This is a genomic window from Chryseobacterium sp. CH25, from assembly GCF_004119455.1.
Classification (GTDB): domain Bacteria; phylum Bacteroidota; class Bacteroidia; order Flavobacteriales; family Weeksellaceae; genus Chryseobacterium.
Map to the genome: position 1 here is coordinate 1 of NZ_NRQT01000005.1, position 25116 is coordinate 25116.

Annotated in this window: 23 protein-coding genes and 1 tRNA gene; 14 read left to right on the forward strand and 10 right to left on the reverse strand. The window is 35.6% G+C overall.

Annotated elements, in window-relative coordinates; translation table 11 throughout:
• Nucleotides 1-52: 52 nt before the first annotated feature.
• Nucleotides 53-125, forward strand: a tRNA-Met gene (locus BOQ64_RS12920).
• A gap of 632 nt (nt 126-757) precedes the next feature.
• On the opposite strand, the gene BOQ64_RS12925 is transcribed toward BOQ64_RS12920, so the two are convergent.
• From BOQ64_RS12925 to BOQ64_RS12935, 3 genes are all read right to left on the reverse strand, one after another.
• Nucleotides 758-1564 carry a class I SAM-dependent methyltransferase gene (locus tag BOQ64_RS12925; protein ID WP_129057259.1) on the reverse strand — a complete coding sequence of 269 codons (807 nt, stop codon included), beginning with the start codon at nt 1562-1564 and terminating at the stop codon, nt 758-760.
• A gap of 52 nt (nt 1565-1616) precedes the next feature.
• The gene (locus BOQ64_RS12930) at nt 1617-1877 is read right to left on the reverse strand and encodes an Ada metal-binding domain-containing protein (protein ID WP_129057260.1); all 261 of its coding nucleotides are present in this window, start codon (nt 1875-1877) and stop codon (nt 1617-1619) included.
• An 85-nt stretch (nt 1878-1962) separates the two neighbouring features.
• Nucleotides 1963-2676, reverse strand: a complete 714-nt coding sequence (locus BOQ64_RS12935) for a 2OG-Fe(II) oxygenase (RefSeq protein ID WP_129057261.1) — start codon at nt 2674-2676, stop codon at nt 1963-1965.
• A gap of 193 nt (nt 2677-2869) precedes the next feature.
• Here BOQ64_RS12935 and BOQ64_RS12940 point away from each other — a divergent pair, with 193 nt between their 5' ends.
• The gene (locus BOQ64_RS12940; RefSeq protein WP_129057649.1) at nt 2870-3316 is read left to right on the forward strand and encodes a GNAT family N-acetyltransferase; all 447 of its coding nucleotides are present in this window, start codon (nt 2870-2872) and stop codon (nt 3314-3316) included.
• A gap of 333 nt (nt 3317-3649) precedes the next feature.
• On the opposite strand, the gene BOQ64_RS12945 is transcribed toward BOQ64_RS12940, so the two are convergent.
• Complete coding sequence (locus tag BOQ64_RS12945) at nt 3650-4231, reverse strand: hypothetical protein (protein WP_129057262.1); 582 nt, start codon at nt 4229-4231, stop codon at nt 3650-3652.
• 458 nt (nt 4232-4689) lie between these two features.
• Between BOQ64_RS12945 and BOQ64_RS12950 the strand changes: the two genes are divergently transcribed.
• Complete coding sequence (locus BOQ64_RS12950; protein ID WP_129057263.1) at nt 4690-5898, forward strand: PepSY-associated TM helix domain-containing protein; 1209 nt, start codon at nt 4690-4692, stop codon at nt 5896-5898.
• An 11-nt stretch (nt 5899-5909) separates the two neighbouring features.
• Nucleotides 5910-8033 carry a TonB-dependent receptor domain-containing protein gene (locus BOQ64_RS12955; protein ID WP_129057264.1) on the forward strand — a complete coding sequence of 708 codons (2124 nt, stop codon included), beginning with the start codon at nt 5910-5912 and terminating at the stop codon, nt 8031-8033.
• A 148-nt stretch (nt 8034-8181) separates the two neighbouring features.
• On the opposite strand, the gene BOQ64_RS12960 is transcribed toward BOQ64_RS12955, so the two are convergent.
• From BOQ64_RS12960 to BOQ64_RS12970, 3 genes are all read right to left on the reverse strand, one after another.
• Nucleotides 8182-9384 (reverse strand): hypothetical protein, encoded by a 1203-nt coding sequence (locus BOQ64_RS12960; protein ID WP_129057265.1) that lies wholly within the window; start codon nt 9382-9384, stop codon nt 8182-8184.
• A gap of 6 nt (nt 9385-9390) precedes the next feature.
• Complete coding sequence (locus BOQ64_RS12965) at nt 9391-11751, reverse strand: TonB-dependent receptor (RefSeq protein WP_129057266.1); 2361 nt, start codon at nt 11749-11751, stop codon at nt 9391-9393.
• A 289-nt stretch (nt 11752-12040) separates the two neighbouring features.
• Nucleotides 12041-12382 (reverse strand): DUF2511 domain-containing protein, encoded by a 342-nt coding sequence (locus BOQ64_RS12970; RefSeq protein ID WP_129057267.1) that lies wholly within the window; start codon nt 12380-12382, stop codon nt 12041-12043.
• Between the two features lie 317 nt (nt 12383-12699).
• Between BOQ64_RS12970 and BOQ64_RS12975 the strand changes: the two genes are divergently transcribed.
• The 5 genes from BOQ64_RS12975 (at nt 12700) to BOQ64_RS12990 (ending at nt 16464) form a co-directional block, all read left to right on the forward strand.
• Nucleotides 12700-13065 carry a BlaI/MecI/CopY family transcriptional regulator gene (locus tag BOQ64_RS12975; RefSeq protein WP_129057268.1) on the forward strand — a complete coding sequence of 122 codons (366 nt, stop codon included), beginning with the start codon at nt 12700-12702 and terminating at the stop codon, nt 13063-13065.
• Nucleotides 13066-13070: 5 nt separating this feature from the next.
• On the forward strand, nt 13071-13313 hold the full coding sequence (locus BOQ64_RS23950; RefSeq protein WP_228448365.1) for a hypothetical protein: 243 nt from the start codon (nt 13071-13073) through the stop codon (nt 13311-13313).
• 254 nt (nt 13314-13567) lie between these two features.
• Entirely contained in the window at nt 13568-14791 is a 1224-nt protein-coding gene (locus BOQ64_RS12980) for a M56 family metallopeptidase (RefSeq protein ID WP_262708758.1), read from the forward strand.
• 55 nt (nt 14792-14846) lie between these two features.
• Nucleotides 14847-15752, forward strand: coding sequence for a GLPGLI family protein (locus tag BOQ64_RS12985; protein WP_129057269.1), 906 nt, complete (start codon nt 14847-14849; stop codon nt 15750-15752).
• Between the two features lie 145 nt (nt 15753-15897).
• A complete protein-coding gene (locus BOQ64_RS12990) occupies nt 15898-16464 on the forward strand; it encodes a sugar O-acetyltransferase (RefSeq protein WP_129057270.1) in 567 nt (188 codons plus the stop codon).
• Nucleotides 16465-16522: 58 nt separating this feature from the next.
• On the opposite strand, the gene fsa is transcribed toward BOQ64_RS12990, so the two are convergent.
• Nucleotides 16523-17176, reverse strand: a complete 654-nt coding sequence (gene fsa / locus BOQ64_RS12995) for a fructose-6-phosphate aldolase (RefSeq protein ID WP_123856173.1) — start codon at nt 17174-17176, stop codon at nt 16523-16525.
• A 372-nt stretch (nt 17177-17548) separates the two neighbouring features.
• On the opposite strand from fsa, the gene BOQ64_RS13000 reads away from it, so the two are divergent.
• Entirely contained in the window at nt 17549-18037 is a 489-nt protein-coding gene (locus tag BOQ64_RS13000; protein WP_129057271.1) for a YdeI/OmpD-associated family protein, read from the forward strand.
• 62 nt (nt 18038-18099) lie between these two features.
• On the opposite strand, the gene BOQ64_RS13005 is transcribed toward BOQ64_RS13000, so the two are convergent.
• Nucleotides 18100-18657 (reverse strand): tetratricopeptide repeat protein, encoded by a 558-nt coding sequence (locus BOQ64_RS13005; protein ID WP_129057272.1) that lies wholly within the window; start codon nt 18655-18657, stop codon nt 18100-18102.
• Nucleotides 18658-18840: 183 nt separating this feature from the next.
• Between BOQ64_RS13005 and pepE the strand changes: the two genes are divergently transcribed.
• From pepE to BOQ64_RS13025, 4 genes are all read left to right on the forward strand, one after another.
• Nucleotides 18841-19533 (forward strand): dipeptidase PepE, encoded by a 693-nt coding sequence (pepE, locus tag BOQ64_RS13010; RefSeq protein WP_129057273.1) that lies wholly within the window; start codon nt 18841-18843, stop codon nt 19531-19533.
• The gene (locus BOQ64_RS13015) at nt 19533-20396 is read left to right on the forward strand and encodes a hypothetical protein (RefSeq protein WP_129057274.1); all 864 of its coding nucleotides are present in this window, start codon (nt 19533-19535) and stop codon (nt 20394-20396) included. Before pepE ends, BOQ64_RS13015 begins: the two co-directional genes overlap by 1 nt.
• A 119-nt stretch (nt 20397-20515) precedes the next feature.
• Nucleotides 20516-21889: a D-alanyl-D-alanine carboxypeptidase/D-alanyl-D-alanine-endopeptidase gene (dacB, locus tag BOQ64_RS13020; protein WP_129057275.1), complete on the forward strand. Its 1374-nt coding sequence runs from the start codon at nt 20516-20518 to the stop codon at nt 21887-21889.
• Nucleotides 21890-21895: 6 nt separating this feature from the next.
• On the forward strand, nt 21896-23062 hold the full coding sequence (locus BOQ64_RS13025; protein WP_129057276.1) for a sensor histidine kinase: 1167 nt from the start codon (nt 21896-21898) through the stop codon (nt 23060-23062).
• A 119-nt stretch (nt 23063-23181) separates the two neighbouring features.
• On the opposite strand, the gene BOQ64_RS13030 is transcribed toward BOQ64_RS13025, so the two are convergent.
• Nucleotides 23182-25038, reverse strand: coding sequence for a peptidase M61 (locus BOQ64_RS13030; RefSeq protein WP_129057277.1), 1857 nt, complete (start codon nt 25036-25038; stop codon nt 23182-23184).
• Between the last annotated feature and the right edge of the window lie 78 nt (nt 25039-25116).

Below are 25116 nucleotides of genomic sequence, written 5' to 3' on the forward strand. Positions count from 1 at the left end.
CCGGTTCCCGCTACTAAGTTAAGTGCTTTCGGTAAGCACTCTAAAAATACACCGCGGGATGGAGCAGTAGGTAGCTCGTCGGGCTCATAACCCGAAGGTCATCGGTTCGAGTCCGGTTCCCGCTACTCAACGAGAGAAGTAATTTTATATTGCTTCTCTTTTTTATTTCCTGTTGTTAATCCCCTTCATATATTTCCCTGATTATATATATAGATGCATAATTCTGGCAGCATCTTTATCATTGTAAGCAAAACGAAGCAATCTCAATTTTGAAAATGGGTTGGAAATCGCAAAGTCGCAAAGTTTTTTTTGATAGTTACTGTTTTTAAGGCGCCAGGATTTTATCTCCGATAAAATTGTACGATACAAACTACATTATTGTGATTACCATAAAATTGTAGTTACCATAAAACATTTGTGTATCTGTGACAAAAAATAAAGTAGATCATTGCTGATAATCTTGGATTCTCTTGCGCCTTAAAAACATTCTTTATTATTAATTCTTTGCGGCCTTGCGTTTTCTAACCTAAATAATTCTCGTAGATTTTGCAGATGCCTGAATAAAATAATTGCCACAAATGCACGAATAATTTTATTTACACATAAAACCAATGTATCTATGTGGTTATAACACACTCTTTGATGCATAGGCTCTCGATGCTTATTTATTCGTGGATTTGTGGCAAAAAATATTGTGTCTGCTTCTAACTTCGGGAATCCTGCTGAAATCTTTGGAGATCCGGAAATTCAGAAAACATTAATCATTTTTCTTTGTAGCAACTACAGAATAAACCATTGGAATTTTATCTTCCAAATGAGCTATCCTGTATTTTTTAGGCTCAAATTCAATGGTTCCATTGAAACAGTTGTAAGGAGAATAATCAAATTCATCCAGACCATTGATTTCAAGCCCGTTTTTGATTAAACTGTTCATTACCTCGCTTAACCCATGGTTCCATGTTACTGTAGATTGAGTGATATCTGCGTTTCTGTCAGCATAAGTTCCGCTTGTTGTTTCTACAATAGCTCCTGAATTAAAATATCTGTATCCTACAGTTTCAAAATTGTCATCAAACATCCAGACAACCGGATGGAATTCTACAAATACAAATTTTCCACCTGGTTTTAGAAAATGAGAAATAACTTTTGCCCATTTGTCCAGATCCGGTAACCAGCCAATGGTTCCATAGCTGGTAAACACAATATCGAATTGTTTGTCTAAGTGATTAGGCAGGTCGTAAACATCACTGCAGATAAATTGGGCATTTGAATTCGTATCACGTGCCATCTGTTGGGCACTTTCAATGGCTTTATCCGATAAATCAATTCCTGTAACTTCTGCTCCAAGCCTGTTTAGAGAAATGGTGTCCTGCCCGAAATGGCATTGTAAATGTAAGACCGACTTTCCTTTTAAATCTCCTAACAGATTCAGTTCAATATCATTTAGTGAAGTTTTTCCCTTCAGAAATCCGTCAACATCATAAAATTCTGAATTGATATGAGCTTCAGTTTTGTTATTCCATGAGTTTCTGTTGATTTCTATATAATTGTTTTCTGAGTTCATTTTGTAAATTAGTTTTTGATCATATGAAAGTTACTAATTTACACAAATTTTATCATTGCCTTAAATAATAGGGAAGTTGGTATTTCCATTGCTGATACTTTTCCTTCATACAATGGCCACAAGGACGGTATCCATTTTGTAAAGCCTCAGCTTCATTTGTAAAGAAAACCCTGTTTTTCTTTTTTATTCTTTTCCCTGATTTACAGTTTAGTAAACCATATATTTTCAGGTTTTTATTTCCGGCCAGGCGAATTTCCTGTTTTCGTATTTTACTTCTCAGTTCAGCATCTGAAAGTTGTGAATGCAGGTGCATAAATTTAGTATAGGTTTAAATTGGATTAAATGATAATAGTGAGTTTTCCGTTTAAGAATAACTTCCAGTCTCAGGTTTCGTACTTTTAATTTTCAGCATCATGGAAAATAATTCCCAATGCATAACGTTTTCCTGTTTTTAATTCACTTACACCATGTTTCATGTTGACTCTATAATATCCTTTTGTTCCTTTTTCTGGTTTAAAATTGGTGGTAAATATGAGGATATCACCTTTTTTAGGCTTTAAAACAATAGCTTTGGATTGTGCTCTTGGAACCTGCTGAGTAAGGACAAATTCTCCACCTGTAAAATCCAGTTCCGGATCGCTAAGCATCAATACAATCTGAATAGGAAAATAAAGGTTACCATATAAATCCTGATGCAAAGTGTTGAAGCCACCTTCTCCATACTTCAAAATCAAAACAGTAGCTTTTAGTTGATTGTTGGAATGGCATTGCTCTAAAAAACTCTGATGCTCCAATGGAAAAGAGAGATCTATATTCAAAGCTTTAAACCATGTGTTGGCAATGGGAGCAAGATATGGATAGATCCTGGTACGCAGGGTCTGAAGTAATTCCGGTAAGGGATAGTTGAAATATTTATATTCACCCAAGCCAAAACGATGACGCGCCATTACAACCGTTTTACGATAGCGTTCAGGTTGATCGTAACCGGAAACAAGACTGTCACATTCTTCATTTGATAATAGATTAGGCAGAACTGCATATCCGTTATGATGCATAGATTCTGTAATAGACTGCCAGTCTGTATTTTCAATTCTTTGGAGTAAATCTTTCATTGTTTTCTTTTATTGAGCTAAGGTCTGAAGATGTAGGGAAGTATAAAATCCGGAACGTGCGGTATTTTGGTTGTTGTGGATGTTTTTTAATTGGGCTGCAAGTGCCTGGACTATCTTTATAACTTAAATCTGGATGGCAGATATAGTCCTGTTTAAAGATACTTTTGCAGTGTTAATCAAAATAAATATAACAATGAATTACACTATTAAAAAAGTGAGTATTGAGGATCTTAATGAAGCCGCAGAATTATTTAATCTTTACCGTATTTTTTACAGACAGGAATCTGATCTGGAAAAAGGGAAAGCATTTCTTAAAGAAAGAATTCTGAACAGTGAATCGGATATTTTTCTTGGCTATGTTGACGGCAAAGCTGTAGGATTTGTACAGCTTTACAAACTATTCCATTATACCAAATTGCAAAAACAATGGTTGCTAAGCGACTTGTTTGTACATCCTGATTATAGAGGAAAAGGGCTTTCTGTAGCATTAATTGATCGCAGCAAGCAATGGTGTGAAGAAACCGGAGCTTGTGGATTAATGCTTGAAACAGAAAAAACAAACGAAATTGGAAATACATTATATCCCCGTTGCGGATTTGAATATGATGGGCTGCACAATTACTACCATTGGTGGAAATAGATAAAAATAAAGCTGAATGAGATGATAATGCCTTCTGTCATTAGTTATTTATACGTAACAGTAAGTAGTATTACTTCTACAATTGCCGACATTTAATTCTACAGCTATTCTTTTATGGGTAGGGTGCATAACCCTATTTTTGTACAGCTCTTATAGATCAAGGGTAGGACAGTTGATTCTATAGAGTTTATGCAAATTATCTCCGCCTTATTTCTACTTTTTCCCCAGGTTTTATGATTAGTACCACAAAACTGCTTTTTGGCGGGGATTTTTGCTACAAAAAAAGAGAACTGCCAAGCAGTTCTCTTTTTATATTGTTAAGGTGTCATCTTTTTATTGAGCAAGTTGAGCATAAGGTGTTAACTTATTATCATCACTCATTGTAGTTCCAAGGAATTCTCTTTTCTGATCTGCTTTCATTCTTCCTGCAGCATCGTTGGCATTAAAGTAAGCCTCGGTAAGTTTTGTGGCAATATCAGCCGGTTTGAAATCAAATTTAGTATCACCTTCTACCCCTAAATATCCGTTCTTTCTGGTAAGGTTAGAAATATAGTTGTTATAATTGATGAATGTATTTCTAAGATATTGAGTATGGTATTCCATACATTTTTTAGCTTTCTTGGAAGAATTGTTCATGATACAGTTCTTCATATTGTTTCTGTATAAAAACCATTCAGATTCTAAGATGCCATATTCTTTTCCCAGTGCTGTTTTTCCATTGATGACGATATTATTGTCGCCCTCTTTTGTCGCGATAGCCTGAAGATGTTGAATGACCAATGGAACTGTAGCTTCAATTTTAGATTTAGTCTCCTTTAACATGCTAAGATCAGCAGCCGGAGATTTTTTCTTTTGTGCTGTAGTAAAGTTAAAAATGAGCAGCAGTAGTACAATCAGTAAATTATATCTTTTCATGAGAAATTTTTAAGGCACTAAAATAAATATAATTTCCCGGTTTTAACAAATTCATTTTACTTTTATTTAATAAAATTTAACAAATTTTCAATATAAACTCTTCATGTTTGTATAAATGATGTTTTTAAGGCATTTGTGGTAGTTATTTTTTTATAAAATTTCTTAATAATAAATAAATTTGATGTCTTTGTTGAATGTTCATATTTAAATTACCAAATTATACATACATCATTTTGATTCTAAAAACTTAAAGTGATCTTCAAATATTCAAGTGAAGATTTGAAGGTTATTTTTCATAATTCAATCTTTTCTTTGCCGTAATCTAATATCAGTTCTTATAAATCCTAATAAAAATCAGGTTTTCAGGTGAAATAAAGTTCTCTCGCTGTTTAGAATTATTGTAAATAAAGTTATATTTGCAATTCCTTTATTTTTAATAAGACTAAATAACGATAGAAATGCAAGAGACTGGTAAAAAGAAATCCAAGGGTACCTTTAAAAAATATATTCTGAAAGCTCATTTGTGGCTAGGACTACTTTCCGGCATTATTGTGTTAATAGTTTCTCTGTCAGGGGCATTTTTTGTTTTCAATGAAGACATCACTGCTGCATTGCGTAAGGAAGATATTTTTCATGGAGAGAAAGATATTCAGCATAAGAAACCTATCCCTTTACATACATTGAAAGATCTGGTTAATGCGCAGCTTAAAAATGAAATTGTAAAATCAGATGAAGTAACCATTCCTATCGACCCGGCCCGTTCCTATCAATTCGGATTGATTAAAGGTAATCCTGAAGGCTGGAATCACTTCAACAGTATTATTATCTATAAAAATGTTTATGTAAATCAATATACCGGAAAAGTACTTGCTATATATGATGTAAAAAATAATCCATTCTTTATCTGTATGGCTTTGCACCGTTCGCTGTTGCTTAGTGATAAAATAGGAGGTACTATTGTAGGAGTATCTACTATCATATTCGTAGTGATGCTGATTACCGGAATTATCTTATGGTGGCCAAAGAATAAAAAGATGCGTAAACAGCGCCTATGGTTTCAGTGGGAGAAGGTAAAAGGTTGGCGACGCAAGAATTACGACGTACACAATATTCTTGGGTTTTATTCTTCCTTTTTGGCCATTATTGTGGCTATTACCGGTATTATGTATTCGTTCCGTATTACCCAGATGTGGGTATATGTGATTCTTAATGGATTTTCTTCAGCTACACCGGATTTCAGTAAATACAAAACAACAGCTCCGGAATCTGTAGAAACAGCAACTACAATAGACAGAATTATAGAACAGGTAAAAATTTATTATCCGGAAGCCTATTCTTTTGGCGTTGACCTGGAAGATCATGCCGAAGCAGATCATAAACATGAAAGCTTAAGTATTTGGATTAAAGAAAAAGAATTTACTTATGCTGAATCTTCCATGATGATTTTTGATGAGCATTCGGGGAAATTACTGTTTAACCGGCCACATGAAAGTAAAGCTATGGCTGAAAGAGCTACGGATGCTACTTATGATTTGCATGTGGGAGCCTTCTTCGGAATGCCAGGGAAAATATTAGCATTTATCATGAGTTTATTCTGTGCCTCATTACCTGTAACCGGATTTATGATCTGGTGGGGCAGGAAAAATAAAAAGAAAACAACAACCTAAACCCATTATTCATGAAGAAACACTATATATGGCTACCATTAATGGCGAGCCTGAATGCTTACGGGCAAACGGAAAGCCAAAACGATTCTTTGCAGACGGAAAAAGTTTCAGAGATTAGCGGCATCGTAGTAAAAGGAAACAAAGCGGTTTTTCAGCAGAAAGCTGATAAAATGATTTTTAATGTGGAAAACAGTGTATTGTCAGACGGTACTACTGTATTGGAAGTTCTTGGTAAAACACCTGGAGTGGTGGTTTCGCAGGAAGGTGAACTATCTTTGCGCGGTAAGAAAGGAGTAAGTGTAATGATTAATGGTAAGCTGAGCTCCCTTTCAACGAAGGAACTGGCTAACCTGCTGCGCTCTACAAATTCTACACTGGTGAAAAATATTGAAATTATTGCCAATCCTTCGTCCAAATATGACGCTGCGGGAAATGCAGGGATCATTAATATTGTGCTGAAAAAAAGTTCACTGGAAGGCCTTAGCGGGAATTATTATATGAATGGTGGAAGAGGACGTAAGAACAGAGTTAATACAGGATTAAGCTTGAATTATACTCATAAGAAACTATCTCTGCATGGGGATTATAGCTATACTTTCCGTGGTGAAGAAGAAAGAAGGGATTTCAGCCAGGTTTTCTTTGATGAAAAACAGCCTCAGCTGATGACCCGCAGAACCGATCAGAATTCAACGACCAATGAGCCATTAACGTCCAATAATTTTAAAGTAGGTGCAGACTATGCTTTCAGTGATAAAACAAGTATTGGAGCTTTATTCGATGCTAAAATAGGAAGATATGAAGATTTTTCAAAAGGTGAAAACAGGATATTTCAACCCGTAGATAATTTGTTTGCTCATGTGCTTTCGGATAATAAAAGCAAAGAAAACTGGTATGACTATACTTATAATGTAAAAGGAACACACATCTTCAATGATAAGGATTATAAGGTGGATGTGGATCTGGAATATGAAACTTCACGTTTTTCTTCCCGCCAGAATCAGCTTTCGGATGCTTTGGTAAACCAAGGGACAGAGCCGTTTAACAATAGGAGAGGGAGCATTGCTTCCCGTCTGAAAGTCTTCAATGCAAAGGTAGACTTTACCCTTCCTTTTAGTGAAAAACATAGCTTGGAAACAGGGTTAAAATCTACCATAAAGTCTAATAATAATCCTTCGGAGTATTCTATACAGCAGGGGGAAGAATGGATCAACGATGATAAAGCAAGTAACGAATATGTATACAAAGAACAGATTCATGCATTGTATGCGAACTATAAGCTTAATTTAACGAAATGGACATTCCAGTTGGGACTGAGAACGGAAATGACCCATACAGATATTAATCAGAAAACGTCTCAGGAACAAAGAAAGAGGGATTATACGAATCTGTTTCCAAGTGCATCTGTCAAATATCAGGTGAATGATCAGCATGGGTTTTATGCATCATACAGTAAAAGGATCAACAGACCGAGCCATTTTGATCTGAATCCTTTCCGTTTTTACGATGATCCATTCAACTACTGGCAGGGGAATCCTAATTTAAATCCAGAGTTTACCCATGCCACAGAGTTAGGATATACTTGGGGAAAATACATTATAGCATCCGCTTACTTCAGTGTAACCAATGATGTAATGACTGAAGTTTACAACTATCAGCCGGATACAGGGATTTTAGTGAAAACTCAGGATAATCTGAACAAATCTTATGTATATGGAGCCAATATAACGGCTACTACAAAGCTTTTCAACTGGTGGTCACTTACTTCGATGTTTAATATTTTCAACAATGAGTATAAGGGGAATTACCAGAATTACTCAGTAAACAGCTCACAGCTGGCATTTACATTGAATGCCCAAAACAGTTTCAATATTGTAAAAGGGATGAAAGCAGAGGTGAATGGACAATATTTTTCAAAATCAAATATCGGTTTGTTTATTCGCGATGCTTACTTTGATCTTACATTGGGTGTTTCAAAAACATTATGGAAGGATAAAGCAACTGTAAAATTAGCCGTAACAGATTTACTAAAAACCAATAATTACAGGGTAACAGGTGATAATTTCAGTTCCACTATCCGACAGAGATATAATTTGGATAGCCGTGTAGTAACTCTATCATTTAACTATAAGCTTTAGAATAATCCTTGTCAAGGTTTTAAACCTTGACAAGGATGGGAAGCTTAATAGTGATAGTCTAAGCATAAAAAAACGGTTCTCAAAATGATTGAGAACGTTTTTTATGAAGTAAAAATCTTATGTTTTCTATGAAATTGATAAACTCTAATTAATCATAGAGCTTATCAAATCGGGCAAAACCTGAAATGTTATCCGGAATCTTCATTCCTTTAGTAATTTTATCAGTTTGTAGATCATAGATCCATACATAATTACCGCCTTTGCTAGCGTTAACAGCAATGTATAGCTTTTTATCCTGAACAAATGCAGACTGTTCATAAGGCTCATCTCCCGGCAGTTCGTCCAATACTCTAACCAGTTGCTTCGTTTCGAGGTCTATAATAGCATAACGGCCATTATAAGTATTACCCAATGCCGGATCACGGTACAGAACCACCATTTTATTATTTCCAATATAGTCAATCATAGTTTCCAGTGTTTTACCTCCTACAAGATCTGTAAGATTGATCTGATATCCTGGATCAGGTGAAGTGGCTCCTTTAAGGGTTCTTAAAAGACGAATTTTACTGGATCCGGCTCCTGAGCGGGGGAAACAGACATAATAAAAAGCTTCATTATCTTTTCTGAAAGCGGTTTTATAATAAGGTGAACCATTAGCCACACCTGAACTACGGTTATCACTTGCTGAATATTTTACTTTGAAAGTGCTATAATCTATTATTGCAAAGTTGTAATATTCCGGGCTAATCCATTTTCCATTGCGGTAGCTGTACTGTAGATAGATTTGTCCGTCCATGTAGGTCATAGAACCTAATGAATAGAAATTATAAGCATCCGGGAAAGGTCCAAATCCTTCAATCTCACCCTGGCGGATAATACTAAGGTCTGATGCATTGAAAACGGTATAGCGGATATGCTGACCATCACCTGTCTCCCCAACCAATACCAAAGTATTATCATCTATCCATACATAGCTGGAAATATCACTGATATAGGTATAAGGAACTTCTTTTGCTGTAGTCAGTCTGTCCTGTGTATATTTAAACTTTTTGAAAATGCCCTGGTCGGTTTTGTAGTTATAAATAAAACCATTCTTTACAATGTAGGAATAAGTTCCTTTAGAATTGATTTCATCACCTTCTTTGGTAATATCCATTGCTCCTTTTGTAAGGTCGTTGGTAGCTGTCATATAGTGTACCGTGTTGGGCCAACTTCCTAAAGCGGAAAGAAGGAAATATTTATAATCTTTTTCACCCGTTGTAGGGCTTCCTGCTTCTGGTTCACGTTCACAGCCAATGATGGTTAAACATGCAAATAATAAAAATATACTGTTTCTGAAATATTGTGTCATGGTCTTTTACTTAAGTAGGTATCTGAATTTTATATAGAAAGCACGCCCTTGTTTCTGAAGTTTGAAATTGTCATAGGCCAGTGCATCAGTAAGATTAGTAACATCGAAAGCCACATTATATCTTCCGTTCTTCATAGAATAGCTGATTCCTATGTTATGAAGGGTTTGTCTTGGGATGATCGGAATATTTTGTGGATTTCCGTAGGTTTTCCAGTTTTTGTAGAACCATTCAGTCATCTGTAAACCATAATAAAGCTCTACACGGCTGTCTTTCTGGAACCAGTCATCTTTACCGATGCTTACGTTCACATTTCCAAATAACCAAGGTTGATTAGGAACATCTTTTTTGTAGGTTGCAGAGATTACATCTTCGCTTTTGTTAGCAAATTTTGTATTATCATAAGCTTTGTTATAGCTTACATTCATCAGTACATTCAGGAATCTTTTGTATTGGTAATTCAGTTCTCCTTCCAATCCGCGGGTGAGAATATTAGAAAGGTTTTCATATTTGAAAGTACTGTTGTACAGATTAGGAACAGTAAAAATAAAGTCCTTTGTATCACGGATGTATCCGGCACCTTCTATACGGAAAGCATGTTCTCCCCAATGGTGGCTGTAGTAGAATCCTACATTTACATTATCACTGGTTTCTGGTTTCAGATTCATATTACTGGTTACAGCAACACCGTCTCCGAAAATTTCCTGTGGCTCCACCAAACGGTAAGAACGTTCAAAAGATCCTTTAAGCCCCAAATCTCTGGTAATTTTTACAGTGGTAGCAAAACCATACCCCCAGTTGCTGAAGTTATCTTTTACCGGATTATCTGTTCTGGTTACCTGATCGAAAACCATTTTCTGAAGTCCTACTTTGTAGTATTTAGCAAAGAAAATATTTGTCCAGTGCTTATTGAAGAATTCCTGCTGATAAGCCATAGATAAGATCTGCTTGGTCATCTTCGCCGGAACTACATCATCTTTTTCCTCTTCCAGTTTATTGAAGGTGGTATTCTTAAGATAATCGAGAACGTAGTTGAAAATCAGCTTGTGATGATCTACAATTCTGTACGTAGCTCCTACCTGTGAATAAAGACGGTCTTCATGCTGCATAATGATACTTCTGCCTCCCTTTTCACTGGTCGCCGATGGTTCAAAAGTACCATCCCAGCTATATTTACGCATAAGGGTATCTGTTGCTTTCTGAACACTTCTGGAGAAACCAGCATAAAAATTCACATCCAGATGGTCATTGAAGAGGCTGGCTTTTTTATACTTCATAAAATAATTCTGAGCTTCCCCGTTTTGTTTTACCCCACCATACACTACTTCCTGGTTGGAACCTGTCTGGATCTGTTTGTCGAAAACTGACTGTGATGCTCCGATAAAGAAAGAGTCTGCCCAGCTTTTGTTTTCGATCCCAAGTTCAGCCATCCCGAAGACAGATTGATAACGGTCATTGAAACGTTTTAGATTTCTTAGTTCGTACTCGTTTTTAGCAGGATTCCAGATTTTCATATCTTTCATCAGATAGTTATTATCCGAATGGTTGTAAAAGCTGTTGATACGTAAAATAACACCTGTTTTGTCATCTTTAAACTGTCCGTTCAGATTGATACGCTGAGTATTAAATGATCCTATACTGATTCCGGCATCCAGATAATTCTTACTGCTTGAGGGGGTAATAATATTTACTGCTCCACCCATGGCATCAGTACTTAACTGAATAGGAACAACCCCTTTATAAATCTCAACACGCTCGGCCATATTTACAGGCAATGTACTCAGGTCTACACCTTTTCCAAGCATTTCCAAAGGAACTCCATCTATAAAGAATTTTACCGCTTTACCGGACATTCCGTTAATAGAGAAATTATAATCCGAGCCTACACCACCTTGCTGGCGAACTTTAATCCCTGTGGTTCTGTTTAAAACCTGATTAAGGTCGGCTGTAGTATTAGCCAGTTTTGCAACATCTATTGCGTTAACAGTAAAAGCACCGTCCTGCAGTGCTTTCACTTTACCTTTACCATGTACAATAACTTCTTTTACAACCGATTGATCCTCTGTTAACTGAATGCTTACCTGAGATTCTTCATTACTAAAGTTGATCTTCTTTCTGAATTTTTTATAACCATCCAGACTGAAGGCTAATGTTGCTTCTCCTTTTTTGTAATTAATGGTAAAATTCCCATTTTGATCGGTTTGCGTCTTAATTTTTGTATTTTCAACAAAAACGGTTACTCCGTTTAGCCCTTGTTTTGTTTGATTCTGTACTACTCCCTGAATCGCAAAACCAGCATCCTGTGCTTTAATTTGAGATATTGAAAGAGTAAAAATGAGAAAGATAAAAATTCGCTGATATAACTTCATTATTTATAATTATTATAAATAGCAAAATTAAAAGGTTCATCTGAATCATCAAAGGAAACGGCTTATTTATTTTTAATTATTCTAATTAGTGTTAATTTTAATTTGTGAAATAAAATTGTTTTATAGTTGTAATTGGTTTAAAATCAATTATTAATGTGGTTTAAATGATGGTTTTGTTTCTTTTCGGTATGAAAAATATCATCTGTTATAAACCGTCATATTCTGTATAATATACCAGTTTTGATGAAATATTGAGAAAATTTAATATCAAAACAACATGTTTTTAATGTTATTTATGTTCACAAAGTTTCAATCTTTCTGTGATAAAATCTCCGTATGAAAGCTTTAACCCAACTAATTCAGGATCATCCAGCCATATTTCCTCAATCTTGCTTATAGAAGGATCATTGTGTGAAATACCCTTTGCAGAACCATTCAGTGCGTAGGTTTTTCCATTACTGGTTTTACAGTAAATTTCTTTATAGCCCGAACAGTAGACTTCAATTTCATCTACAGAAAATGGCCATTTCCCAGGATAATCTTCCCGTGTAAATTTTAAGGTATTCTGTGAAGCAGGGCCGGAACAAGAAATGGTAATGAGTAACAGTAAAAAATAATAAAATGTTTTCATTGGTCAGAATATATTGTATTCAAATATATGATAGGGCTTATTGCATTTATTGTGGTTTTCCGTAAAGTATCATGATAATTTAAATTGAAAACAATGGTTTTTGTATTAAGTTAATAAGTATTAGTCTTATTTTATAAAAAAATAATATATTTGAATGAAATTTATTACATTGATTTACAGGCGTTTAAATGATTAACTTGGGTTATCACTAAAAAAATAGTTGTTAGATTCAATTTTATTTCTACATTTGTATAACTAATTTCTTAGTGATATAAAAAGGGTGATTTTTATATCATTTTAATGATAAATGAAAGGACATGAAAAACCAGACTTTAACAAAGGCAGAAGAACAGGTAATGCAGTATGTATGGAAACTGGAAAAAGGATTTCTTAAAGACGTTCTTGATCTTTTTCCTGAACCAAAGCCGCATACCAATACCGTTTCCACTATTTTAAAAGTATTAAAAGATAAGGAATTCGTAGACTATAATGTACATGGAAGGCAGCATGAGTATTATCCTTTGGTTACCAAAGAACAGTACTCTGGAAAAACCATGAAGAGCCTTGTGAAAAATTATTTTAAAGGATCCTATAAAAGTGCTGTTTCATTTCTGGTAGAAAAGAATGAAATGACTGTAGAAGATCTTGAAATGCTTTTAAACGAACTTAAAAACAAAGACTAATAACCATGGAAACGCTACTTCTGTACTTTGGAAAAGTTATTTTATGTTCTGGTGTAATGTTTCTGTATTACCAGTTGTCTTTAAAAGACAAGACATTCCATCATTATAACAGATTCTATCTTCTGCTGGCAATTGTGATTTCACTGTTGTTACCGCTCATTAAAGTGGATGACTTTACGATAGAGGTCAATAGTGATGTGTATTTGCTGCTTGATAAGATTCAGAATTTTAACACACAAAAAACGTAAGCAATGGTAACCTTTATTTTAACATTATTTTTTCAGCTCTGGGACTGGTTTCTCTCTACTTTTTAGGGAAGCTTATCTACGGAATCTTTAAGATTCAGCAGTTTAAGGAAAAGTTTCAGAAAGAAAGCTTTGACGGGATCAATTTTTACCGTACAGACCTAACCGAAGCTCCGTTTTCATATTTTAAAAATCTTTTCTGGAAGAATACCATTACCCTGGATTCTGCCGTGGGGAAACAGATTTTAAAACATGAGATGGTTCACATTGAACAGAAACATTCATTTGATAAGATTCTTATTGAGGTAGTTACAGCTGTTTTCTGGTTCAACCCGTTCTTTCATATCATTAAAAGAGAAATTAGTTTAATTCATGAATATCTGGCTGATAAAAAAGCCGTAAAGAATTCGGACACCAAAGCATTTGCGCAGATGCTTTTAGCAAGCCACTTTTCCGGAACCCAGTTGCCTGCTGCCAGTCCATTTCTAAGTTCAAACCTTAAAAAAAGACTTAAAATGTTACAAAAACCAAAAACCAAATTCGGGTATGCGCGTAGAATTCTTGCGTTGCCGGTTTTATTCACCGTAGCTTTTGCTTATCTGGTAAATGCTAAGAACAGAGAAATTGAAGAAACTAACCTTTCTATTAAAAAAGCCGTTTCTGAAATTAAAAAAGATACTGTAAAAGAAAAAATAGTAAAAAAAGCAGATACCGGACTTCCTGATCCTGGAGATTCTAACAAACAATTGGCTGAACTTCAGAAAAAGATGGAGGAAAAACAGAAAGAGCTAAGTAACCTGGATCCTGATAGCCATGCTTTTGAAAAGAAAATGGAAGAAATTGAGGAATTGGTTTCTGCCATGACTGAAATTACAGATGAATCCACCAAACAGGTAGAAGCATATTTTAATTCTCCTGAATGGAAAAAGCAAATGGAGGAGCTTGAAAATATGGATCCTCTGGATAAAAAAGAACTTCGAAAAATTGAGAGAGAAGCTGCCAAAGCTGCTAAAGAAGCAAAAAGAATAGGTAAGAAGGCTACAAAATTGGGTGCTGATGCTGCAGAAATCGGAAGAGTAGCAGCTGAACAGGCCAGATTAGAAGTAGAAAAATCTAAAGTTGATATAGAAGCAGCAAGAAAAGCCGCTGAGCAGGCTAAAGTAATTGCAGAACAGGCGAGACAGGATGCCGAGATGGCAACAAAAAATATGAGCTTCACAACATTAAACGGTTCTCCTAAAGTAATGGTACTGCAGGCAGATTTCATTAAGAAAGATGGAAATGGAAACATTACCATGAATGGAGTGAAGAAATATAATATGAAGGGTATGGATAATATCAAATACTTCATTGATGGAGTTGAGGTTTCCAAAGAACAGGCCCACGCATTAAGACCTGAAACTATTGCCAGCATCAATATCATTAAGGAAAATGCTGTGCGTGGAACACAGAATGAAATAAGAATTCAGACAAAGAAATAAAGTTCAACCAGGCTTTGTCAATACAATATTGGCAAAGCCTTTTTTATCATCCATTATGAAAAATAAAGTGCTGTTTTTTATGTTCCTGGGAATACTGGCGAATGCCCAGATAAACAGGTTTTTCTATGAGTACAAATTTATCCCGGATTCTAACAATAAAGAGGATGTAAAGAAGGAAATGATGCTGCTGGATATTGATAAAAACGGATCCAATTATTACAGTCATGATAAATTTGTAGCAGATTCCACTGCACGGGCCAATCTTGAAAAACAACTGAAATCAGGAGGTGGAAGTATCAGCATGAACAGAACTGAAAAGCCGGGGATGGTTTCTTATAGAGTAACCAAGCAGTATCCAGATTTTAAAACTTATCTTTTCAGAAGTATTTCCATGGATAAATACAAAATTAAGGAAGATAAAAAACCGGAATGGAAAATTTTACCGGATAAACAAAAAATAGGAGAATACACCGCTCAGAAAGCTACCACAAGTTTTGGAGGAAGAGACTGGACAGCATGGTTTACCACAGATATCCCTATTCAGGATGGGCCGTATACCTTTTATGGACTTCCGGGCCTTATTGTAAAAATAGAAGATACCACGGGTTCTCACAGCATACAACTGATAGGTAATAAAACCTTAAAAGCTCAGGAAAAAGAAGAAGAGCTTCAGCTCCCTGGAAATATAAAAATAATGGGACTGGACGGCAAAGATATTGAAGTTAATAAAGAGCAGTTTAAGAAAGCCTGGAAAGCTTATGTAAACGATCCTACAAAGAATGTGAGAGAACTGATGATGAGAAATGGGGGTGAATCTGGAACAAAAATGGCTTTTAAAGTGAAAACAGCAGATGGTAAAGAATTTTCAGATCCTAATCAGGTACTCAAAGAAATGGAAAAGCGGACAAAAGAGATGCTTCAAAAAGACAACAATCCGATAGAACCGGATCTGGTGAACTAAAATTATTATTTTCTATGAAACAGGATAACTCAAAAGGTTGTTCTGTTTTTTGTTAGGTAATAGGTAATAGGGTGGAGATATTGTATTATAGGGAAAATTTCTATTTTTAACAACATTAAACCTCAAACCAGAAATCATTTATATTATGACGGAAAAAGAAAAATGTAGAGCAGGGCTTTTGTATGATGCAAACTATGATCCGGAACTTACACAGGAAAGAATAGCCTGCAAAGACTTGTGCCTGGAATATAATGGATTGAAGAATTCTGATAAGGAAGGTAGAGATCAATTGCTTAAAAGAATTCTAGGAAGTACAAAAGAAAACCTGTGTATTGAACCTTCCTTTTGGTGTGACTATGGCTATAATATTGAAGTGGGAGAGAACTTTTATTCCAATCATAATCTTGTGATTTTAGACTGTGCTAAGGTAAGATTCGGTGATAATGTCTTTATTGGACCTAACTGCAGCTTTTATACAGCAGGACATCCGCTTGATGTAAAACAGAGAAATGCAGGTCTGGAATACGCCCATCCAATCACGGTGGGAGATAATGTATGGCTGGGGGGTAATGTAGTAGTTTTACCTGGAGTTACCATTGGAAATAACTCTGTAATAGGAGCCGGAAGTGTTGTTACCAAGGATATTCCGGAGAATGTTGTAGCGGTTGGAAATCCCTGTAAAGTGGTGAAAAGTATTGAAGGAAATGAATAAAAACAAAATCCCGGAACTTTGTTCCGGGATTTTTTATATCTGAAATAACAGTCAGGAATTAAGATAATTTCTGAGAATCAGCAATAAACTGAGCCAATCCGCTGTCTGTTAATGGGTGCTTTAATAAGCTCAAGATTGGAGGCAGTGGAGATGTAATAACATCAGCTCCAATTTTAGCACAGTCGATGATGTGCATTGAGTGACGGATAGAAGCTGCTAAGATTTCAGTTTCAAACATATAGTTATCGAAAATTAATCTGATCTCCTGGATAAGGTTTAATCCGTCTGTAGAAATATCATCTAATCTTCCAAGGAATGGAGAAACATAAGTAGCTCCTGCTTTAGCTGCTAAAAGAGCTTGTCCTGGAGAGAAGATCAATGTGCAGTTAGTTCTGATTCCTTTATCAGAAAAATATTTTAAAGCTTTGATACCATCCTTAATCATTGGGATTTTTACCACGATATTTGGGTGGATTGCAGCCAATTCGTCTCCTTCTTTAATCATTTCTTCATACGTTGTAGAAAGTACTTCAGCAGAAATATCTCCGTCTACAAGCTCGCAGATCGTTTTATAATGGTTTTTGATCGCTTCAGCTCCCTGAATACCTTCTTTAGCCATTAATGAAGGGTTGGTTGTTACACCATCTAAGATTCCAAGATCTTTAGCTTCCTTGATTTGCTCTAAATTAGCTGTGTCAATAAAAAATTTCATTTTGTTAAATAGATTTATTGATACAAAGATAAGTCATTTAATTGAGTTCTGGGATATGATTTTTTCAAGGTTGAAGTTGGGGTAGGAGAGTGAAAGAGTTTTAGAGTAATAGAGAGATGAGTGTTATAGAGTGTAAAGAAGAATAAGTGAATTTAGACAGAAAGAATACCAATAATAAAAAAGTTGAAAAAACAACTTTGATTAATATTACTAAGTATGTCCTATATTCCCCTTCTCTGAAGGGGTGGCATTTTGCAACGCAAAAAGACGGGGTAGTTTACGATGAGCAATAAGGAATAATTGTAATAGCAAAAAAGAAATTATAGTGAATATAAAATCTAATAGTTACTTTTGCTTTAATGCTTATACCCAATGAAAAACACCACTTTTACAGCCACCTTAGAAATCATCGGCATCAATCCTTTTGTTTTTATTCCTGAAGATATTCTGGAAGGGATTTTTGAAGCCTCAGGAAGAAATAAAAGCCCAATTCCGGTAAAAGGAACTGTTAATGGGAAAGAATTTCAGCAGAATCTGATGAAATATCTAGGTGAATGGAGGCTGTACGTGAATTTAATAATGTTGAAAAATTCCCCTAAAAGAATTGGAGAAATTATTGAAGTGATGGTGGAATATGATAACTCAGACCGAAGTATTTCCATTCATCCTCAATTAGAACAAGCAATACAAGACAGTACGTTGGCTACAAGTAACTTTGAAAAACTGATTCCTTCCAGACGACATGAATTAATCCGGTATATCAATAATCTGAAAACAGAAGCCAGCATCCAGCGCAATATTGAGAAAATTATCAGACATCTGCATGGAGAAACAGATTTCTTCGGGAAGAAGATTGAGTAATAAAGTTTAGTAGAAAGATAAAAACAAACTCCGGAAGATATTCCCGGAGTTTGTTTCTTTAGTTATGAATTTAAAGCTTTGCTTAGTTTTATAGCATCCTGGTTGTTAGGATCATACTTTAATGATTTTGCAATATGTTCTTTCGCCTTGCTAGGATCAGTTTGCTGTTCTGAGAAGGCAATGTAGAAGTAAGCATAGGCCAGGTTCTTTTTATTCTGTTCTACTTCTTCCGGCTTCACAGCTGCAACATACTTTTCATAGGCGATTTTTGCATTGGTATCATCTTTAGCCGACTGATAAGCATAAGCCTGGCTGTAATAAGATGGAGCCCAGTCCGGTAATAAAACGGAGATTTTTTTCCAGGTTTCAATCGCATTGGTCCAGTCTGATGCTTCCTGGTAAGCAGTGGCCAATTTAGCTAAGGCTTCCGTATCTTTTGGGTTGGTTTCAATTTGTTTTTTAAGACCTTCAATAGTAGGGTTTTGTTGGGTAGCAGCAGCTTGAGTTGCTGTACTGGCTGCACTGTCCGTTTGAGTGGTTTGTGCACTTACAAAACTAGCGCTTCCTACAAGAATTAAACCTGCAAATAGGTTTTTGATGTTAACTTTCGGCATTTTCATAATCTTATATTTTATAATTCGGAAATCTAAAATTCAATAATAATTCCATAAAAGCTCAAATTTTAGAGGCTTTAAGTTTTTTTAGAAAATATTAACGGGATTCTTATTTTTTTTAGATTAATTTTTGATTCGTTGGGGTTTGAACCTATCTTTGTAAGTCTATTTTTATAATCAAAATATCCTATGAATATTATATTAGCTTCCACATCTACACTTTTCGGTGGAGAATATCTGGAATATTTAAGAGAAGAATTAATTCAGTTATATGCAGGAATTGACGAGATCGTTTTTGTTCCTTTTGCGAGACCCGGAGGTATTTCCCATGATGATTATACAGCAAAAGCCCGTTCATTTTTTGAAACCATCAACATCAAAGTAAAAGGTCTTCATGAGTTTGAAGATAAAACGGAAGCTCTACATCAGGCAAAAGGCTTTTTTACAGGCGGTGGAAATACATTTTTATTGGTTAAAACTCTACACGAAGAAGGTTTGATGTCTGTGTTAAAAGAAAATGTAACCAGTGGAAAACCATATCTTGGGTGCAGTGCAGGAAGTAATATCGGGGGACAGAATATGAAAACAACGAACGATATGCCGATTGTATATCCGCCAAGTTTCGACTGTATGGGATTAGTTCCGTTCAACCTTAATCCACATTACCTTGATCCGAATCCGGATTTAAAACATAACGGAGAAACAAGAGAAACCCGTATCATGGAATTTCTTACTCAAAATGACCTTAAAGTAGTAGGCCTTAGAGAAGGTAATTGGATCAGAAGAATCAATAATACCATTACAGTGGAAGGAAGTGAACTGACCAGAATTTTTGAAAAAGGAAAAGAACCTTACGAAATAGAAGCGGGAAGTTCGTTATAATGGAACAGCAGGACATCAATAGCTTTATAGAACGCAACCTGAAGAATTTTTCAGTAAACAGCACCGGTTGGAATGATCTGATCGGAAGAATGCTCTCTGAATTGCTTGCTGCGGGCTGGAATATGGAACATGATGTCTTTGGAAAAGAGAAATTCGGGGGACTTCGATGCTATATTTATTCTGAAGATGAAGAATTGAATGCCAATCTGAGAAAAATCACTAATAAATATGCCCAACTATCTGGAAAGACCTGTGAGATTTGTGGTAATGAAGGGAAATTAAGAATCATTAATTCCTGGGAAACCACCTTGTGTATTAACCACTTCATCGATCAGAAACCCATCATGGAAATTGATGAAGAACAGAATATCATGTATAAACAGAAATCTATTCTGAATATGCAAGATATTGTAAAAGCAGAAGTAGAATTTGATTGGACAAAATTGAAACTTTACACTCAAAAGTCACTCAATACCGACGAATACTTCTCTTTTTCCAGGCAGGAACCGAATTATTATCTGCTTTTAAAGGCTGTTCCTCTACATTTGTTTCCAGAAGATATGCAGCGTAAAATTTCAGATCTGTTTCAAAACCTGAAAGATTGTGAGGTATGTGGGCATAAAGCACTGGATCATAAATCCTGTTTACGTTGTCATCATGAACCTTGGGGAGCCAGTAAATATCATGAGGAAGAGTATGAGGAAAAGGCAGACTATATAAAAGAATGTCAAATGGATATTTTCATAGATGAAGATGGCTATGAGGAGTATTTTAAATATGACCGCTCATTTGAGGAAATTCCTGGTCATCAGATCCTTTTCACTCCCGCTGACCTCGAGGAATATAAAAAGCTTTTATTTTAACTATATTTGAGTTAGAATTTTAAATAACAAAACCTGAACCACTGCTCTGCAAAATAGATAATTGTTGCCGGCAGTGTTTCAGTCTATCAGCAAAAGTTTAGCATAAAAACAACAGTGAAATGAAAAAAACACTTGCAGTTCTCACCCTTTCTGTACAGATGGTTTCGGCCCAGAATATGGCCCAGAAATTAGATAAAGCAACCAAAGATCTTATGGATTCTTCAGGTGCCATTGCTTCTAATTTATCATTTTATGTGTCAGATGAAAATGGAAATCTTATATACGAATATCAGGGAAGTAAAGGCCTTTCTACGGCTTCTACCCAGAAAATATTTACAGCAGGTGCTGCTTTGGAAACCTTAGGGAAAAATTACACTTATACAACTACTTCAAGTTATTCCGGAAGTATATCCGGTGGGAATCTGAACGGAAATCTCTTCATTAGTTCCAATGGTGACCCTACTCTGGGAAGCTGGAGATACGATGCTTATAAACCTGAAAGTTTTAAAAAGAAACTGATAGAAGCCATTAAGAGCTCAGGGATTACAAAAATTTCCGGTGATCTGGTGATTGATGATTCTTATTTTGATCATCAGACTATTCCGGGTGGATGGCCTTGGGATGACCTTGGAAACTATTATGGTGCAGGAGTTTGGGGAATCAACTGGAGAGAAAATCAGTTTGATATCAACATCAATGGAACAGAGTTTAAAAGTTTTTCCTATCCGTTAGAAAACGTAAAATGGCTGAATGATTTAAAAGCAGGAGGCAGTTCCGATCAGAGTCTGATCTTTACAGCTCCTCATTCCAATGTTGCCTTAATTAATGGAATGCTTCCGGGAGGAAAAACTGTAACGGTTTCAGGTTCTACCCCTAACCCACCTGTACAGCTTGTAACAGAAGTGAGGCAATGGTTAAAAGAATCCGGAATTGAACTTTCCGGAAAAGCAGTTACCAATTCACAGCTTGAATTAGAAGGAAAGCAAGTTTTGGAAGCTCCTAAAAGTAATGTTATTCTTACGTATCAGTCTCCGACACTTGACAAAATAGTCTATTGGTTTTTGAGAAAGAGTGTCAATCTGTATGGGGAAACTATGATTAAGACTTTAGGAAAAGAGAAAAAAGGGAATCCTGCTTTTAAAAGTGGAGTTGCCTATCTGAAAGAATTCTGGAAGTCAAAAGGAATTAATCCTAATATGATTAATTTTGCTGACGGAAGCGGACTTTCTCCACAGAATTATGTAGCTGCAAAAGCTGAGGTACAGGCTCTTTTATATGCTAAAAAACAATCCTGGTTTGAATCTTATTACGATGGATTTCCGGTTCAGGATAATGGCATGAAAATGAAAAGCGGGACGATGAGGGATACCAAATCCTTTGCCGGTTACCATACTTCAAAAGATGGAAAGAAATATGTATTTTCAATTATCATCAATAATTATCAGGGGAGTGGAAGTGCAGAACTGCAGAAAATTCTTACTGTTTTAAAATAAATAACCTTGAGGAAGTCCATATTAACCAGACTGAATAACTGGATTATTTTTGTTGTAATGACCACTTTGGTAATAGCCATTGTAGTAGCATCTACCACATTGATTAATTTCCTGAGAAAAGAGGAGATTAAAAGGATCAATCTCCTTTCCAAGGCCATAAGAATACAACAGGAAGTGAAAAGCCCTGATACAGATGTTCTGGATCTGTTACCCGAGATTCTGAATATTAATAATACCATTCCGTTTATTGTGACGGATAAGTATAAAAATCCTATCCTTGAGCTGGGATATTATCGTAATATTCCTGAAAGCACCATCAAAAATCCTGAAAAACTTCATAATCTGATCATGAATATGGAGAAAAATTACAATCCTATTGAAATTAAAGTTCCGGATGGCAATAATCAGTTTGTGTATTATGACAATTCACGCTTACTGAATAACTTAAGGTATTCGCCCTATATTTTAGGACTGTTTATTCTGTTGTATTTCGGATTTACATTTTGGTTTTTTAAGACTATTAAAAAGACAGATGAAGGGTATCTTTGGGCTGGTCTGGCAAAGGAAACAGCACATCAGATCGGAACACCTTTATCTTCAATGATTGGCTGGATGGAAATCATGAAGCTGGAAAATCCCGATTCTGAAGGAGTGCATGAAATTGAAAAAGATATTGAAAGATTGAGAACAATTTCTGAGCGTTTTTCAAAAATAGGTTCTGTTCCTGAGCTGAATGATATGAATTTCAATGAAACAATTCAGGAGAACTATGATTATTTAAAAACAAGAATTTCCAGGAAAGTTGATTTTACACTTCATCTTCCTGCGTATACTGTATTGGTTCCGCATAATAAAATCCTGATGAGTTGGGTAATTGAAAATCTCGTGAAAAATGCTGTAGATGCTATGAAAGGAGAGGGTACCATTGTAATGTCTGTTTTTGAAAGAAATAAAAATATTCTGATTGAGGTAAAAGACAATGGTAGCGGAATGACGAGTCAACAGGCCAGAAATGCTTTTAAACCTGGGTATTCCACCAAGAAAAGAGGTTGGGGGCTAGGGTTGTCATTGGCTCAGAGAGTCATTCATGAATACCATAACGGGGATATTAAGATTTCCCAGACAGAGGTTGGGAAAGGAACTACATTCAGAATTACAATTAGAAAAGCATAGATGACGACCGGACTGTAAAATGAATATTAAATAAATCTGAAGGGCTTAGAGTAATTAATACGTTTTAGATAACTTATATTAAAAAAAACAAAAGCGGGAAAATTTTCCCGCTTTTCTGTTTATTTTTTGCCTGTCAGCCACTGAGTCTGTAGTTTCAGCTCTTCCGGGCTTGGATTGTCTTTAAACTGAAGCGTTTCCATACTTAATTTATCCAGAATAGCTTTTCCTTTAAGAGTCATTTTTTCTTTCTTACCTGCATTGTCTCTAAGAATAGTTACGGTAACATCCTGTCCTTCTTTGATGGTTTTGGTATACCCGATGAATTCCTGGATTTTTTGAATATCAATGGTTTTTCCATCCAAAGCAAGCACCTGGTCTGTAATTTTAAATCCTATACTCTTAGCAAATGGAGATAAGGTTGAGTTTTCATCAAAAGCCAGTGCTTTATTCTTATCATCATAACCCGTCTGATTAGGGTCTTTAATAAGCCAGAAGATAGGAGGAGTTTCCTGTTTGTGAACTTCTACACCTACCATCTTCAGATATTCTGCATAAGGTGTAGGCTGGCTTCCTGCAATGTATTTATTATAAAAATCCTTTATCTGAGGATATCCTGTTACGGTCACCAATTCATCAATCAGCTTATCATCCTTGAACGGCTTATTTTCCCCAAATCTTTGGGATAATTTTCTGATCATATCACGGTAACCCATTTCTCCGTTGGACAGCTTTCTCAGTTCAATATCCATGCACATAGCCAGAAGAGCTCCTTTTTCATATACATTTCTGTACTGGTCCTTATAGGCGTCCTGTAATACATTTTTACTCATTACCGTAAAAGGCATGGTGTCATTGTAGTTTTTGGAGTTGGTGATCTTTTCTCCAATTCTTTTAAGAAACTCATCCTTGTTGATAAGCCCTTCCTGAATCTGAAATAAATTGGCAAAGTATTCAGTTCCGCCTTCATACATCCATAGATGCTGAGACATTTTCGGATCTGCATAATTAAAGTAATGGATTTCTTCAGAATGGGTCTTCAAAGGATTAACCGTGTGAAAAAATTCATGAGAAACCACATCAGTAATGGTTTGATCAATAGCATCTTTAGGCATTCCTTCAGGAAGAACTACACTTGTAGATTCATGATGTTCCAATGCTCCAAAGCCTTTTACCATAGGTCCGTCACCACCAGACAGATAAAGCATGATAGCATACTTTTTATTGGTGTTCATATCTCCAAGGAATTTCTTCTGGGCAACAACCATTTTCTCAAGATTATCTTTGAAATCTGCTGCTTTGTATTTTCCGGTTGGAGAATATACCCCCAAAACAAGATCCATTCCTCCTGCATTGAAGGTAATGTAATCCGGTTTGGTATACATTAATGGTGAATCCGTCACCTTAGCATAATTGGCTAGCGTATAAGTATCTGTAGATTCAGATTTATCCTGATCTACCAATGCTGTGGTGCCATAGAAATCAGTTGGCTTCTGAATAATAAGCTGATAAGGAACATCCTGCATATTTTCAATATATCCTACAAAGCCGTGAGTATTGATCATATAAACTTTTCCTGCTTCTATATCAGTTCCTGAAGGAGAAAACACAGCTTTATGCTTAGAAGAATCCATTTCTTCATCAAAACTGTCATTCACCAGATAAGAGATCTTGCTCAGGTTTTGGGCATTTTTTAATGAATAGCTGTTGTCATTAACTTTTGTGAAGGCCAATTCCTTTCCTTTGTTATCATAAAACTTGATGCCCTCTACAAATCTTCCATAATCATCTACAGAATAAGTTCCGGGAACCGTTTTCGGAAAATGGAATTTGATATCTCCCGATTTCATTTTCGGGAATTCCATCGTAACGGCTACTTTATCATCTTTTACATTAACAAGGTCAATGGTGGTTTTTATAGACTGTGCATTCGCTAAAAAAGCGGCAAAAAGGCCTAAGCTAAGTGCTGTTTTTCTCATTAGGTTTAAATTTATAGTTAAATAGTTGTTAGTTTTTTCATTTTGTTACGGAGAATAGTATTAAACTTTTCTTAAAAG

Bases quoted from the DNA above. Each gene is read 5' to 3' on its own strand.
- BOQ64_RS12925 (WP_129057259.1), bottom strand. From the start codon at position 1,564: ATGAACTCAGAAAACAATTATATAGAAATCAACAGAAACTCATGGAAT.
- BOQ64_RS12930 (WP_129057260.1), bottom strand. From the start codon at position 1,877: ATGCACCTGCATTCACAACTTTCAGATGCTGAACTGAGAAGTAAAATA.
- BOQ64_RS12935 (WP_129057261.1), bottom strand. From the start codon at position 2,676: ATGAAAGATTTACTCCAAAGAATTGAAAATACAGACTGGCAGTCTATT.
- BOQ64_RS12940 (WP_129057649.1), top strand. From the start codon at position 2,870: ATGAATTACACTATTAAAAAAGTGAGTATTGAGGATCTTAATGAAGCC.
- BOQ64_RS12945 (WP_129057262.1), bottom strand. From the start codon at position 4,231: ATGAAAAGATATAATTTACTGATTGTACTACTGCTGCTCATTTTTAAC.
- BOQ64_RS12950 (WP_129057263.1), top strand. From the start codon at position 4,690: ATGCAAGAGACTGGTAAAAAGAAATCCAAGGGTACCTTTAAAAAATAT.
- BOQ64_RS12955 (WP_129057264.1), top strand. From the start codon at position 5,910: ATGAAGAAACACTATATATGGCTACCATTAATGGCGAGCCTGAATGCT.
- BOQ64_RS12960 (WP_129057265.1), bottom strand. From the start codon at position 9,384: ATGACACAATATTTCAGAAACAGTATATTTTTATTATTTGCATGTTTA.
- BOQ64_RS12965 (WP_129057266.1), bottom strand. From the start codon at position 11,751: ATGAAGTTATATCAGCGAATTTTTATCTTTCTCATTTTTACTCTTTCA.
- BOQ64_RS12970 (WP_129057267.1), bottom strand. From the start codon at position 12,382: ATGAAAACATTTTATTATTTTTTACTGTTACTCATTACCATTTCTTGT.
- BOQ64_RS12975 (WP_129057268.1), top strand. From the start codon at position 12,700: ATGAAAAACCAGACTTTAACAAAGGCAGAAGAACAGGTAATGCAGTAT.
- BOQ64_RS23950 (WP_228448365.1), top strand. From the start codon at position 13,071: ATGGAAACGCTACTTCTGTACTTTGGAAAAGTTATTTTATGTTCTGGT.
- BOQ64_RS12980 (WP_262708758.1), top strand. From the start codon at position 13,568: ATGGTTCACATTGAACAGAAACATTCATTTGATAAGATTCTTATTGAG.
- BOQ64_RS12985 (WP_129057269.1), top strand. From the start codon at position 14,847: ATGAAAAATAAAGTGCTGTTTTTTATGTTCCTGGGAATACTGGCGAAT.
- BOQ64_RS12990 (WP_129057270.1), top strand. From the start codon at position 15,898: ATGACGGAAAAAGAAAAATGTAGAGCAGGGCTTTTGTATGATGCAAAC.
- fsa (WP_123856173.1), bottom strand. From the start codon at position 17,176: ATGAAATTTTTTATTGACACAGCTAATTTAGAGCAAATCAAGGAAGCT.
- BOQ64_RS13000 (WP_129057271.1), top strand. From the start codon at position 17,549: ATGAAAAACACCACTTTTACAGCCACCTTAGAAATCATCGGCATCAAT.
- BOQ64_RS13005 (WP_129057272.1), bottom strand. From the start codon at position 18,657: ATGAAAATGCCGAAAGTTAACATCAAAAACCTATTTGCAGGTTTAATT.
- pepE (WP_129057273.1), top strand. From the start codon at position 18,841: ATGAATATTATATTAGCTTCCACATCTACACTTTTCGGTGGAGAATAT.
- BOQ64_RS13015 (WP_129057274.1), top strand. From the start codon at position 19,533: ATGGAACAGCAGGACATCAATAGCTTTATAGAACGCAACCTGAAGAAT.
- dacB (WP_129057275.1), top strand. From the start codon at position 20,516: ATGAAAAAAACACTTGCAGTTCTCACCCTTTCTGTACAGATGGTTTCG.
- BOQ64_RS13030 (WP_129057277.1), bottom strand. From the start codon at position 25,038: ATGAGAAAAACAGCACTTAGCTTAGGCCTTTTTGCCGCTTTTTTAGCG.